Raw genomic sequence first — 13,054 nt, 5'->3', positions numbered from 1 at the left:
CGCGTTACTCGCCTTCCTCGGGCGCCTTCCCGGAGGGCGGCGCGGTAACGGGGCGGCGGAGAGAAACCGGGGCATGCCGGGGGGCAAGGTGCCCGGGAACCAGTGGTTCCCGGGCACCGTGCCCCGTTCGGCGGTCTCCCGGTCAGGCGGGGGTGATGTTCTCCGCCTGCGGGCCCTTCTGGCCCTGGGTGATGTCGAAGGTGACGGCCTGGCCTTCCTGCAGCTCGCGGTAGCCCTGGGCGTTGATGTTGGAGTAGTGCGCGAAGACGTCGGGACCGCCGCCGTCCTGCGCGATGAAGCCGAAGCCCTTTTCAGAGTTGAACCACTTGACAGTTCCGCTGGCCATGCCTTTTGCCTTTCAGCCGTTATCGGATTCGCACCGCGCGAACCCGGAGGTGGTCGTCCTGGTCCTCCGGCATTGCACAGCAAACCGCCCGCACTCCGGGGCGGGCGGTCTGGGCGAACCACGACATCTGCTGCTGACGCTACACGGCATGTCCGAGCCTCACCAGTGAGTAAGGGGTGTGAGCGGCAACGATGTTGCCGAACCGAGGCCGGGAAGGTGCTCGGGAAGGGTGTCACCCCCGATCGTCAGCCGACGGGGCCGCCTCGGCCTCCCGGCGGCCGGCTCGCGGTGGCCGGACGGTGCGCCCGCGCCCTGTCGCCCTGGGCCATACGGGGGAGACGGCGGGGCGGCCGCACACCCCGGTTCCGTTAGTGGTCAAGCAATGAGTAGTCCACACCACGGAGTCGGAGATCGATATGACCGTCAGGAATGCGCTGGCCAAGGTGATCGGCGCGGTCGTCTGCACCGGCCTGCTGGGAACGGGGTGCGCCCGGCAGCAGCCGGGCGCGGCCCCCCGGGACGCGCAGGCGCCCGGCAGGTCCGCCTCCCAGCCGACCTCACCCCGCCCCGCTCCCCCGCGCTCGTTCCCCAGCCCCCTGCCGGGACTCGGGCCGGCCATGCGGGCCCGCATCCCCGACGCCTCCCGGCAGGCCCTGGTGGTCACGGGCGCGACCAGGACCTCGAACCGGGCACGGGCGGTGCTCTACGAACAGGACCCCGCTCGGGGCTGGCGCGCCGTCGCCGGTCCCTGGGCGGCCCACAACGGCCTGCGCGGCTGGACCGAGGAGCACGAGGCGGGCGACCTCCACTCACCCGTCGGCGTCTTCCGTCTGAGCGACGCCGGCGGCAGGCTCCCCGACCCCGGTACCCGGCTCCCCTACGACCAGGACCCGGAGTTCGCCGTGTCGGGCACCGGGCATCTCGGGGAGCCGCTGGAGGGTTCGTTCGACTACGTGGTCGCCATCGACTACAACCGGGTGCCCGGCACCACCCCCCTGGACAAGACGCGGCCGCTGGGCGAGGACAAGGGCGGCGGCGTCTGGATCCACGTCGACCACGAAGGACCGACGAACGCCTGTGTCTCCCTGAGCGAGGAGCACATGCGCGCGTTGCTCACCGCACTGGACCCGGAGAAGGAGCCGGTCGTCGTGATGGGCCCGGAGCCGGCCCTGGAGCGGTAGTGCGCGCGCCGGCGTCGCCGTACCGTGGACGCCCGGCGCGGGACACCGGCGGAGCCGCTGGTGGCGGGGGCCGGATGGGCGTACCGGTTCGTCCAGGCGGTCTTGACGGGGCGGACCGCGCTCGGCCTACTGGAGACGAGCCGGACGTGTTCGGGGGGCCGGTCCGGTGTCCGGCCGGTGCCGGTCCCCGCCTGGGCGGCAGGTCAGGAGTGCGACAGTGCGGCGTCGATGGGCAGCGGCGGCAGTCCTGCTGGCCTGGGCGCTGCTGCATCTCCTCGCCGCGCAGCGAGCGTGGCTCCCGGAGGCGGAGCCCGCCCCGGGCCCGGCCCACGTGGCCGTGGTGGCGGTGGTCGCGACGGCCGGGGAACCGGGCCCCGGCGAGGAGGACCCCTCGCTCCGCCAGGTCGCCGTCCGCTCGCCGAGGACCGCCGGGAAGGTGGCCTGCGACCACGGCGTCGCCGCCCCCGCCCCGGTACAGAGGTGCGCCGGGGGACGGGCCGACGGTGGTCTCCGCCGGCCGGCGGTCCCCGGGCCGGGCGCGGACGGGCCCGCGCGGAGCGTGCCCGAACTGCAGACGTTCCGCTGCTGAAGCACGGGGGTACCGAGGAGGCCTGCGCCGCGCGGCCCGTGTACTGCCCGCCGAGACGCGGTGTCCAGCAGGCCTTCGTGTGTCCGGAGAGTTCCGACGACGCAGGAGGCGGACGCATGTCCGAGAAGCGCATAGACGTGACCGTGCCGGGAGAACTCGGCACGGACGACCACAGGATCTGGCGGGAGATCAGGGCCGCCTCCGGGGTCCCGGCCAACCCGTTCATGGACCCCGCGTTCACCGTGGCGGTCGGCCGGGTCAGACCGCGGACACGGGTGGCGGTGCTGCGGGAGGGGGGCTGCCCGGTGGGGTACTTCCCGTACGAGCGGGCCCCCGGCGGCCGGGGCCGGGCCCTCGGGCTCGGGGTGTCGGACAGTCAGGGCGCGGTGCTGCGTCCCGGCATCCGTCTCGACGCCCGCACCCTGTTGCGGAGCTGCGGCCTGTCCTCCTGGGAGTTCGACAACCTCGAAGCCGGCCAGGCCCTGTTCCTGCCCCACACGGTCGAGGAGCTGGCCTCACCGGTCGTCGACCTCGGTGACGGATTCGAACGGTACGCCGAGGGCCTGCGCCACGGCTCGCCCGGCTTCTTCCGGCAGACCCTCGCCAAGGAACGCAGACTCGCCCGCCAGGTCGGCGGGGTGCGCTTCGTGTTCGACGACCGGGATCCGGCGGCGTTACGGGCGCTCATGGGGTGGAAGTCCGCCCAGTACCGGCGCACCGGCCGGCGGGACCGGTTCGCCCAGGCCTGGATCACCCGGCTGGTGGACATCCTCGCCCACGGCGGGGATGCCGGGTGCCGCGGAGTGCTGTCCGTGCTCTACGCCGCCGACCGCCCGGTGGCGGCCCATTTCGGGCCGCGGTCGCCCACGGTGCTGTCCTGGTGGTTCCCCGCGTACGACCGGGCCTACGGCAAGTACTCCCCCGGCCTGCTGCTCCAGCTGCGGATGCTGGAGGCGGCGGCCGCCGACGGGATCCGCCTGGTCGACCTGGGCAGCGGGCCGGCCCGCTACAAGGAGTCGTTCAAGACCCGCGACCTGACCGTGTACGAGGGTGCGGTGGTCCGCGCCGGGGTGGGCGGCGCCGTCCACCGGCTGGGGCGGGAACCGGCGCGCGCCGCCCGCCGCTTCGTCCGCGAGCGTCCGGGCCTCGCCCGGGGCGCCGCCCGGACGCTGGAAGCGCTGGGCCGCCTGCGCGCCCGTTGACGGCGGCCCGGGCGGGAGGACCGTGGTGCGGGCCACAGGACCGTGGCGGGGGCGGCCCGGCACGCGGCCGTGTGCCGTGGTCCTGGGCTCGTGCGCTCAGCCGGTGGGCGGCATCTCGGTGGGCGCCGAGTCCAGGCCGGGCCGGCGCTCGCGCCAGGCGCCCCGGGTGAAGTCGGGGACGTCGACCGGACGTCCGCCCCTGGCCAGCGACATGACGCTCAGGGGGACCGGCGAGCACCAGGCGGCCGAGTCGTAGACGTCGATGTCCGGTACCAGCCCCGCCCGCATCGACTGGACGGTGCGCCACTGGAGCACGTAGTCCATGCCGCCGTGCCCGCCGTTGTTGGCGGCGTCGTCACCGACCTTCTGCCACAGCCAGTGGTCGTACTCCTTGCGGTAGCCCTCGAAATCGCGCCAGGTGTGGCCGCTGTGGTCCGGTTCGGCGTAGATCCGGGCGCCGGTCGGGGCGGGTCCGGCGTAGTCCTCGACGATCCCCCGGCTGCCGGCGAGCGTGTTGATCCGGCTGTAGGGGCGGGGTGAGCTGACGTCGTGCTCCGCGCGGATCGTCCTGCCCTTCGCCGTCTCGATCATGCAGGTGACCAGGTCGCCGTTGACGTAGGTCTCCTTCCAGGAGGGGTGGTCCCGGGGTACGAAGCGCGCGCGGTAGTCGGCCAGGCCCCTGGGGGCGGTGGCGGTGGCGCGCAGGGTGGTCATGCGGTCCCCGCGGTTGACGTCCATGGCGGCCGCGATGGGGGCGAGGCCGTGCATGGCGTAGAAGGAGGCCGTGCTGCGCGTGTGCCAGAGCCGGCGCCAGGAGTCGGTGTAGTACGTGTCGGAGAAGAGGAGTTCGCGCAGGTCGTGGAGGTAGCCGCCGTGGCCGTTGGTGATGTCTCCGAACAGGCCGTCGTGCGCCGCCCGCAGCATGGCCAGTTCGTTGCGGCCGTAGCTGCAGTTCTCGGACAGGAACAGGTGCCTGCGGGTGCGCTCGGAGGTGTCGACGAGGTCCCACAGCTGGCGCAGTTCCGTCGCCACGGGCAGCTCCACCATGGCGTGCTTGCCGCTGAGCAGGGCGGCTCTGCCCTGTTCGTAGTGGAACTCCCAGGGTGTGGCGATGTACACCAGGTCGATGTCGTCGCGCCGGAGCATCCGGGCGTAGGAGTCGGCGGAGCCGCCGTACTCGGCGGGGCGCGGGCTGCCCTTGCTCTCCAGCCGGTCGGCGGCGCGCTTCGCGCGGTCGGCGCGGATGTCGCAGACCGCGGTCACGGTGCAGCCGGGCACGGCCGCCCAGCCGGTGATCATGCCGCCGCCCCGGTTGCCGAGCCCTATGACACCGACGCGGACGGTCCGGTGCGCGTCGAACGGCACCCCGATCATCGATTTCTGGCCGGGCCGGCGGCCGGGAGCCCGCTCGGCCGCCGCCGACGCGGCGGGGGCCGAGGCGGTCATCCCGGCCGCGAGGGCGCCGGTGGCGACGGCTCCGCCCAGGAGCAGTCGGCGTGAGACAGCGGGTGTTTCGGACATGACGGCAACACTCCTCGTGGGCGGTCGGCAGCACGGGCGGGGCAGTGTCGGGCGTTGTCGGGCGCGGTCGAGCACGTTCGGGGCATGACTCTGCGGGCTCCGCCCGTCCATGTCAATACGTGCTCGATGCGCAGCAGTTCCGAGCACTTCCGCGCACCGACGGCGTCACATACCGTCCTGCACCACTCCGCGTGTCGAGAGCGTCACGGGGTCCTTGTTGGTGAAGTCTCCCGGGGGGATGCCCGGGTGGTGGCCCTCGCGCGCGGGCGGGGCCTGGTCGCTGGGGCCCAGGGTGAGCCGGGAGACGATGCGGTAGCGGTCGCCGCGGTAGAGGGAGTGCACGTACTCCACGGGACGTCCGCGCGTGTCGGTGGTCAGGCGCTCGAAGAGCAGCGCCGGGGACAGCTCCGGCACGTCGAGCAGGTCGCCCTCCGCGCGGGTCACCACGGTGGGCTCGATCGACTGCACGGCCTCGCTGACCCTCACGGCGTGCCGCTCGCTCAGGTGCTCGTAGAGGTCGCCCTGCTCCAGTTCCTCACTGGTCAGGTCCGCCACGAGGTCGGCCGGAACGTGCAGGTACTCGATGGCCATGGGCGAGCCGTCGACCAGCCGCAACCGCGCCACGTAGTGGATCCGCGCGGCCGGCGACATGCGCAGCTTGCGGCCCACCCGGGCCCCCGCGGGCAGGGTGCGGATCTCCAGGAGCCTGCTGGTCCAGGCGCCCGCGGCCTGCGGAAGGCTGAAGGCCGTCCGGTCCGACACCAGTTCCTGGGTGATCTTCTCGGCGGCGACGAACATGCCCCGGCCGTGCTCGCGCACCAGCAGGCCGGCGACCACCAGTTCGTCCACCGCGGCCCGCAGCGTCGGCCGGGAGACCCCCAGTTCGGCGCAGAGGGTGCGCTCGGAGGGGATCGCGTCCCCCGGGCGCCGTTCCTCGATGAGCTCCAGGACGGCGTCGCGGACACGCTCGCGCTTGAGCACCGCTCCGGAGGCGGCGGCGTCGATCTCCATGCAGTACTCCCGTAACTGGTCTGCTGGTCAGCAGAGCTTACCTGTCCAGGTCGGTGGCAAACCAGCCACACAACGCGATCTTCGGCCGAAGTCACGTGCCTACGCGGGGGGTTGACGCCCTCATTGGTCCATGCCACCTTCGTCCAACGCCGACTGGTAAGCCTCTGAGCCTCTACTGGTCAAGTGCGGGTGCGCCGTCCTTGCCGCTCGTCGCCCGCCTGCTCGTCGTCCCTTCCAGCTCTCCCAGAGGTGAACCGTGAAGTACCGCTCGCTCGCCCTGTTCTCCACGCTGGTGCTCAGCGCGGGGCTCGCCGCCTGCTCCTCGTCCGGTGACTCCTCGGACGGCGCCGGCGGCGGTCCGACCGCCCTGGACGTGTGGCTGATGCGCGACAGCGTCTCGGCCGAGTTCCAGAAGGACTTCGAGACGGGCTTCGAGAAGTCCCACCCCGACATCGACCTGAAGATCCAGATCCAGGAGTGGGAGGGCATCGGCGAGAAGGTCACCGCCGCCCTGGCCAGCAACGACGCGCCCGACGTGATCGAGGTCGGCAACACGCAGGTCGCCCAGTACGCGCAGAGCGGCGGCCTCACCGACTTCACGGACCGGGTGGACGAACTGGGCGGGGGCGCCTGGCTCAAGGGCCTCGCGGAGCCGGGGTCGTACGAGGGCAAGCAGTACGGCATCCCGTACTACGCCGCCAACCGGGTCGTGATCCACCGTACCGACCTCTTCGAGCAGGCCGGCGTGGACGCCGCCGGGATCAGGACCCGGGAGCAGTGGGTCGCCGCCACCCGCAAGCTCGACCGGGGCGGCACGCAGGGCATCTACCTGCCCGGGCAGAACTGGTACGTCCTCTCCGGCTTCGTCTGGGACGAGGGCGGCGACCTCGCCGCCGAGTCGGACGGCCGGTGGAAGGGCGGTCTCGACAGTCCCGAGGCGCTGCGGGCCATGGACTTCTACCGGCGCCTCCAGGCGCTCGGCAAGGGCCCGAAGGACTCCGACGAGGCGCAGCCGCCGCAGGCGGAGGTGATGGCCAAGGGGCAGGTCGCCCAGATCATCGCCGTCCCGGGCGGTGCGAAGGTCATCGAGGAGAAGAACCCCGAACTCAAGGGCAAACTGGGCTTCTTCCCGATCCCCGGCAAGAGCGCCGACCGGCCGGGCGCCGTCTTCACCGGCGGCTCCGACCTCGTCGTCCCGGCCGTCGCCGCACACCAGGAGGAGGCCTTCACCTTCCTCCGGGAGCTGACGGGCGACACCTGGCAGAAGAAGCTCGCGGTCGCCATGAGCTACGTGCCGAACAAGACCACGCTCGCGGACGCCGTGTCCGCCGATCCCGGCACCGCGGCGATGGCCGCCGGCGCCGCGAACGGACACGCCACCCCCAACACGCCCCAGTGGGCGGCGGTCGAGGCCAAGAACCCGGTCAAGGAGTACATGACGGCCGTCCTCACCGGACGGGACGCCCGGTCCGAGGCCGCGAAGGCGTCCCGGACGATCACCGACACGCTCAACAGCGGCTCCTGACCGCGACCGCCCCCGACACTCCGAGGACCAGGAGGCACCGTGTCGACCGTCCGTGAGCGCAGCGTGCCGCGCGACGTCAGCCGCCGCCCACCACCGCGCGCCGCCGGACGGGCGGGCGGGACCGGCCGGGGATCGCTCTGGCCGTACCTGCTGATCGCGCCCGCCGTGCTCGGCATGCTCTACCTGCTGGTCTACCCACTGGCCCGCGCCGTGCTCATCTCCTTCCAGGACTTCCGGCTGCGCCAACTGATCCTCGGGGACGCCGACTTCGTGGGGCTGCGCAACTACCGCACGCTGCTGAGCGATCCGCAGTTCTGGGAGGTGGTGCGCCGGACCTTCGTGTTCATGGCCGTCAACGTGGTCGCGATCATGGTTCTGTCGACACTGGTCGCGCTGATGGCCGAGCGGCTGGGCAGGGTGGCCAGGACCGTGCTCCTCAGCTCACTGGTCCTGGTGTGGGCGGTGCCGGTGGTGGCCGCCACCACCGTCTTCCAGTGGCTGTTCCACTCCGAGTTCGGCATCGTCAACGAGACCCTGACCGGCCTCGGGCTCGGTTCGTACGAGGGGTACACCTGGTTCGCCCACGGTGGTACCGCGTTCGCCATCGTCGTCCTGCTGATCGTCTGGCAGTCCGTGCCGTTCGCCGCGATCACCCTCTACTCGGCCCTGATCACCGTCCCGGCCGAACTCCACGAGTCGGCCCGGATGGACGGCGCGAGCGGCCCGCGCGTCTTCCGCTCGGTGACGTTCCCGCTCATCCGGCCGATCTTCATGCTGGTCCTGTCCCTGGAGGTGATCTGGACGTTCAAGGCGTTCGTGCAGATCTGGGTGATGACCCGCGGCGGGCCGGGCGAGGCCACCACCATCCTGCCCGTGTACGCCGTCCAGACCGCGCTGGCCGGCCAGCGCTACGACCTGGGTTCCGCGGCCTCGATGCTCACGGTCCTGCTGATGAGCGGCGTCCTCGTCGTCCACTTCCGCCAGCTGTTCCGTCAGGAGGGTGAGCTGTGAGCACCACGCGCCCCTCGGTGCGCCGGGCGGTACGACGCCTGCCGCTCAACGCCGCCGCCGCGCTCACCGTGGTGGTCTGCCTGTTCCCCGTGTACTGGATGGTCACGACCGCGTTCAAACCGTCCCCGGACATCCAGTCCTACGACCCCCGGCTGCTCCCCCGCGCCTGGACCCTCGACCACTTCCGGCAGGCGGTAGGCGCCGACGGCTTCGCGCTCTTCTGGCGCAACAGCATCCTGGTCACCCTGAGCGCCGTACTGCTCGCGCTGCTCGTCGCCCTGGGCGCCGCCTACGCCGTGGCCCGCATGCGCTGGCGGGGCCGCCGGCAGTTCGTGCTCGCGGTGTTCATCGCGCAGATGGCGCCCTGGGAGTCGCTGATCATCCCGATCTACATCATCTCCCGCGACACCGGCATGCTGGACCGGCTCCCGACACTGACCCTCATCTACTTCATGATCACGCTGCCGTTCACGGTGGTCGTGCTGCGCGGTTTCATCGCCGGCATCCCTCCCGAACTGGAGGAGGCCGCGCAGGTCGACGGCTGCACGAGGGCCGGCGCCTTCCGCAAGGTCGCCTTCCCGCTGCTGGCGCCCGGCCTGATGGCCACCTCGCTGTTCGGCTTCATCACCGCCTGGAACGAGTTCACCTACGCCAACTTCCTCATCATCAAGCAGCAGGACAGCCGCACCCTCCCGGTCTGGCTCTCCTCCTTCCAGTCGACCTTCGGCACCGACTGGGGGGCCACCATGGCGGCGTCCACGCTCTTCGCGCTGCCCGCGCTGATCGTCTTCCTGGCCCTCCAGCGCCATGTGACCGCCGGACTGGCCTCCGGAGGCGTCAAGGGCTGACCGCGCACCGAGTCCCCGTTCCCCCGCGCACCGCCGAGCAACGGAGCCGTCCCGTGGACCTGCCACGCCCCGAACTGGCCCTCGTCCCCCGCCCCCGCCGCATCTCCACCCGCTCCGGCCGCTTCCGGCTGGACGCCACGACCCGCCTGCGGGTCACCCCGGGAGCCGAACCCGCGGCGGCCCTGCTGCGCACGCTCCTCGCCCCGGCCACCGGACTGCGCCTGGAGACGGCCGCCGACGGCGCCTTCGTCCTCGCCCTCGATCCCGCCCTGACGGGCCTGGGCGACGAGGGCTACGGACTCACCGTCAGCACCCAGGGCGCCCTGCTGCGCGCCGCCCGCCCCGCCGGGCTCCTGCGCGGCGTGCAGACCGTGCGGCAACTCCTGCCCTACGCCGCCCTGTCCGGACGTCCGGTGCGCGGTGTGCCGTGGGACCTGCCGGCCGTGGAGATCACCGACGTGCCCCGCCACCCCTGGCGCGGCTCCATGCTCGACGTGGCCCGGCACTTCCAGCCGGTGTCCTACCTGCGGCGCTACGTCGACCTGCTGGCGCTGCACAAGCTGAACGTCTTCCATCTGCACCTCACGGACGACCAGGGCTGGCGGATGCCCGTGACCGCCCACCCCCGGCTCACCGAGGTCGGCGGGCGGCGGGCGGAGTCCATGGTGGGCCCGGCCGGCAGCGACCGTTTCGACGGTGTGCCGCACGGCGGCGCGTACACCCGGGCGGAGCTGTCGGGGCTGGTCGCGTACGCCGCCGAGCGGGGGGTGACCGTGCTCCCGGAGACCGGCGTGCCCGGGCATGTGCGCGCCGCCCTGGCGGCCCACCCCGAGCTGGGCACCGATCCCTCGCGCCGCCTGGACGTGTGGACGCGGTGGGGCGTGTGCGAGAACGTCCTCGGCACCGACGACCACGTCCTCGACTTCTTCCGCACCGTCCTGGACGAGGTGATGGACGTCTTCCCCTCGCCGTACGTCCATCTCGGCGGTGACGAGTGCCCCACGACGGAGTGGGAGCGCAGCCCGGCGGCCCGGGCCCGCGCCGCCCGCGAGGGGCTGCCGGGGCCCCGCGCGCTGCATCCGTGGTTCATCGCCCGGATGGCCGAGCATCTCCTGCGCGCGGGCCGCAGACCGGTCGTGTGGGCCGAGGACGGTGTCGCGCTTCCCCTGGAGTGCACGGTGATGAGCTGGCGGGAGCCGGACCACGCCCGGGCGGCGGCCGAGCGCGGACACCAGGTCGTCCGCGCCGACCACCGGGCCACCTATCTCGACTACGCGCGCACCCACGGCCCGCAGGAGCCGCCCGCCCAGCCCGGCCCGGTCGTCGACCTGCGCGCCGTGTACGACGTCGGCATCGTCCCGCCGGTCCCCGACCCGCAGGTCGCGGCGCGGGTGCTCGGCGCCCAGGGGCAGTTGTGGACGGAGTTCGTCCGGACGCCCGAGCACATCGAGTACCTCACCTACCCGCGCCTGTGCGCCCTCGCCGAGCAGGTCTGGAACGGCACCTCCGGCTGGCCCGACTTCACCGCCCGGCTGGCGGGCCACCGGGCCCGCCTGGACGCCCTCGACGTCCCGCACGCCGAACCGCCGGCCGGTGTCCCGGCGCCGCCGAGCGTGGGCGGCGTCCGCTGAGCACCGGCCTCGGCGAGTCGACGCGCGCCGACGCCGCTGCCACCCGTTTGACGTTCCCCCACTCACGCACCGCACCGAAGCCCCCGCAGCCGCGGGGGCCCCACCGAAAGGAATCCGGATGAGAACCCGACCCACCGTCGGCCGCGCCCGGCTGGCGCTCGCCCTGGCGGCACTCATGGGCGGCGGCGCCCTGACCGCCCTCCCCGCCGCCCAGGCCGCTCCCTCCGCCGCCGGTGTCACCGTGCAGTACCGCACCAGCGCGGGCGGAGCCACCGCCGACCAGACGGAGCCCTGGCTGAAGATCCGCAACACCGGCTCCTCGGCCGTGCAGCTCAGCCAGGTGAAGGTCCGCTACTACTTCAAGGCGGACGCGCCGAACGCGTCGTACCGCTTCGCCTGCTCCTGGGCGGTGCGGGGGTGCTCCGCCATCACCGGCACGTTCGGCACCCTGGCCAACCCCACCGCGACGGCCGACCGTTACCTGGAGGTCGGCTTCACGGCGGCGGCCGGGACGCTGGCGCCGGGCGCGGACACCGGCGACATGCAGCTGCGCTTCCACCAGACCAGTTGGCAGACGGTCCGGCAGAGCGACGACTACTCCTTCAACGGCGCCCAGACCTCGTACGCGAACTGGAACAAGGTCACGGCCCAACTCGCCGGCGCCACCGTGTGGGGTACGGCGCCCGAGGGCAACGACCCCACCGACCCGACGGACCCACCGGACCCGACCGACCCGCCCGGTGGCGGGCAGACCCTGTTCGACGACTTCACCTACACCTCGCACACCGACCCCGCGATCTCCGCGCACGGCTGGAGCGTCCGGTCGAACTCCGGCGGCCCCGGCGTCCCGGGCGCCACCTGGGACCCGTCGAAGGTCACCTTCGCCGCGGCCGGCGGCAACTCCGTGATGAACCTGGAGACGTCCACGGCGGGCACCGGCGCCTCCACCACGCACACGGAGGTGCTCACCAAGGCCACGAAGTTCCGCAACGGCACCTACGCGGCGCGGGTGAGATTCTCCGACGCCCCCAAGTACGGGCCCGACGGCGACCACCTGGTCCAGACGTTCTTCACCATCAACGACCTCAAGGCCCCGATGGCCGACGACTACGCCGAGTACGACTTCGAGTACCTGCCGAACGGCGGGTGGGGCGAGCCGTCGAACATCCTGTACACGACCTCCTGGGAGACTTACAACCCCGATCCCTGGCAGGCCGTCAACCAGCACTCGGAGCAGCGCGTCAGCTACGCGGGCTGGCACGACCTCGTCGTCACCATCGACAACAGCGCCATCACGTACTACGTGGACGGGCAGCACTTCGGCACCCATGACGCGCAGTACCTGCCCGAGCGGCCGATGTCGATCAACTTCAACCAGTGGCTGATCGACCTGAACGGCCAGACGTCGACGACCCCGCGCGCCTACGACCAGCAGGTCGACTACGTCCTGCACGTCAAGGACCAGGTCCTCACCCCGGCGCAGGTGGCCGCCAAGGTCTCCGCCTACCGCGGCGCCGGCACGGCGTTCGTCGACGAGGTCCCCTCGTCCTGACCCCCGGCGGGGACGGTCAGAACAGCCGCTCCTGCGCGGCGCAGGACCGTTCCCGCCGCTTGCGGCGCGGGGCGCTCGGGACGGGGGCCGGGTCCGCGTCCCCGAACAGCGGGGCCGTGCCGTACTCGTCGGGCTCGGCCGGAACGGTGGCGGGGCCGGTGCCCACGTTGAGGACCAGCGGCGCCTCCAGGTCGAAATCGCCCGGGGTCATCGCCACCCACTCACGGTCCTGCCGCTCACCCACGCACCGACACCTTCCTCGCGCCGCCCGCCGCGACCACGCGACGCTACCAGCCCCGCGACCGGAGAGTGATCACGCCTCCCGTCGGGTCACCCGTCCTTCCCGGTGTCCCGCCACGGACTCGCCTGACCGGTCCCGCCGACGCGCGTCCTCCGTCGATGATCAGGTGCCCACGGGTCGGGAGTTCATGAGGGCGCCGTGCGCCGGGGCTCCCCGACGGGCCCGCCGTACCGGCGCGGTGGCCCCGGGCGGCACCCGCGGCCGACCCGGGCGGGCCGGTGGCCGGCGCCGGGCACTGGGGGGGGGGGGTGGGGGGGGGGGGGGGGGGGGGGGGGGGGGAAAGGAAGAGGGGGGAAGGGGGGAGCATGGGCACCCCAGCCGCACCCAACAATAGGG

General features: G+C 72.7%; 12 protein-coding genes. 8 read left to right on the top strand and 4 right to left on the bottom strand.

Annotation, left to right across the window (positions count from 1 at the left end; all coding sequences use genetic code 11):
• Positions 1-142: 142 nt before the first annotated feature.
• On the bottom strand, positions 143-346 hold the full coding sequence (locus tag AC07FV_RS08665; protein ID WP_003978336.1) for a cold-shock protein: 204 nt from the start codon (positions 344-346) through the stop codon (positions 143-145).
• Between the two features lie 416 nt (positions 347-762).
• Between AC07FV_RS08665 and AC07FV_RS08660 the strand changes: the two genes are divergently transcribed.
• From AC07FV_RS08660 to AC07FV_RS08650, 3 genes are all read left to right on the top strand, one after another.
• On the top strand, positions 763-1,527 hold the full coding sequence (locus AC07FV_RS08660) for a hypothetical protein (RefSeq protein WP_479085658.1): 765 nt from the start codon (positions 763-765) through the stop codon (positions 1,525-1,527).
• A gap of 217 nt (positions 1,528-1,744) precedes the next feature.
• Positions 1,745-2,116, top strand: a complete 372-nt coding sequence (locus AC07FV_RS08655; RefSeq protein WP_479085657.1) for a hypothetical protein — start codon at positions 1,745-1,747, stop codon at positions 2,114-2,116.
• 116 nt (positions 2,117-2,232) lie between these two features.
• Complete coding sequence (locus AC07FV_RS08650) at positions 2,233-3,318, top strand: GNAT family N-acetyltransferase (protein WP_479085656.1); 1,086 nt, start codon at positions 2,233-2,235, stop codon at positions 3,316-3,318.
• 96 nt (positions 3,319-3,414) lie between these two features.
• Here AC07FV_RS08650 and AC07FV_RS08645 read toward each other — a convergent pair whose 3' ends face one another.
• Together AC07FV_RS08645 and AC07FV_RS08640 are read right to left on the bottom strand one after the other, a co-directional pair.
• Positions 3,415-4,839 carry a Gfo/Idh/MocA family protein gene (locus AC07FV_RS08645; RefSeq protein ID WP_479085654.1) on the bottom strand — a complete coding sequence of 475 codons (1,425 nt, stop codon included), beginning with the start codon at positions 4,837-4,839 and terminating at the stop codon, positions 3,415-3,417.
• A 165-nt stretch (positions 4,840-5,004) separates the two neighbouring features.
• A complete protein-coding gene (locus tag AC07FV_RS08640) occupies positions 5,005-5,850 on the bottom strand; it encodes a GntR family transcriptional regulator (protein WP_356610227.1) in 846 nt (281 codons plus the stop codon).
• A 256-nt stretch (positions 5,851-6,106) separates the two neighbouring features.
• Between AC07FV_RS08640 and AC07FV_RS08635 the strand changes: the two genes are divergently transcribed.
• The 5 genes from AC07FV_RS08635 to AC07FV_RS08615 all read left to right on the top strand — a co-directional run bounded on the left by AC07FV_RS08635 (position 6,107) and on the right by AC07FV_RS08615 (position 12,417).
• The gene (locus AC07FV_RS08635) at positions 6,107-7,375 is read left to right on the top strand and encodes an extracellular solute-binding protein (protein WP_479085652.1); all 1,269 of its coding nucleotides are present in this window, start codon (positions 6,107-6,109) and stop codon (positions 7,373-7,375) included.
• 39 nt (positions 7,376-7,414) lie between these two features.
• The gene (locus tag AC07FV_RS08630; RefSeq protein WP_479085651.1) at positions 7,415-8,386 is read left to right on the top strand and encodes a carbohydrate ABC transporter permease; all 972 of its coding nucleotides are present in this window, start codon (positions 7,415-7,417) and stop codon (positions 8,384-8,386) included.
• Positions 8,383-9,234, top strand: coding sequence for a carbohydrate ABC transporter permease (locus tag AC07FV_RS08625; protein WP_479085650.1), 852 nt, complete (start codon positions 8,383-8,385; stop codon positions 9,232-9,234). Before AC07FV_RS08630 ends, AC07FV_RS08625 begins: the two co-directional genes overlap by 4 nt.
• Before the next feature lie 53 nt (positions 9,235-9,287).
• Positions 9,288-10,865: a beta-N-acetylhexosaminidase gene (locus AC07FV_RS08620; RefSeq protein WP_479085649.1), complete on the top strand. Its 1,578-nt coding sequence runs from the start codon at positions 9,288-9,290 to the stop codon at positions 10,863-10,865.
• Between the two features lie 118 nt (positions 10,866-10,983).
• Positions 10,984-12,417 (top strand): cellulose binding domain-containing protein, encoded by a 1,434-nt coding sequence (locus AC07FV_RS08615; protein ID WP_479085648.1) that lies wholly within the window; start codon positions 10,984-10,986, stop codon positions 12,415-12,417.
• Between the two features lie 16 nt (positions 12,418-12,433).
• Here the strand turns inward: AC07FV_RS08615 and AC07FV_RS08610 are convergent, their stop codons facing one another.
• A complete protein-coding gene (locus tag AC07FV_RS08610; protein WP_479085647.1) occupies positions 12,434-12,661 on the bottom strand; it encodes a hypothetical protein in 228 nt (75 codons plus the stop codon).
• Positions 12,662-13,054: the final 393 nt, after the last annotated feature.

Source organism: Streptomyces sp. NPDC045956 (assembly GCF_056430705.1).
Note: the sequence above shows the minus strand (reverse complement) of the source record. Positions and strands in the feature narration are given on the sequence as shown.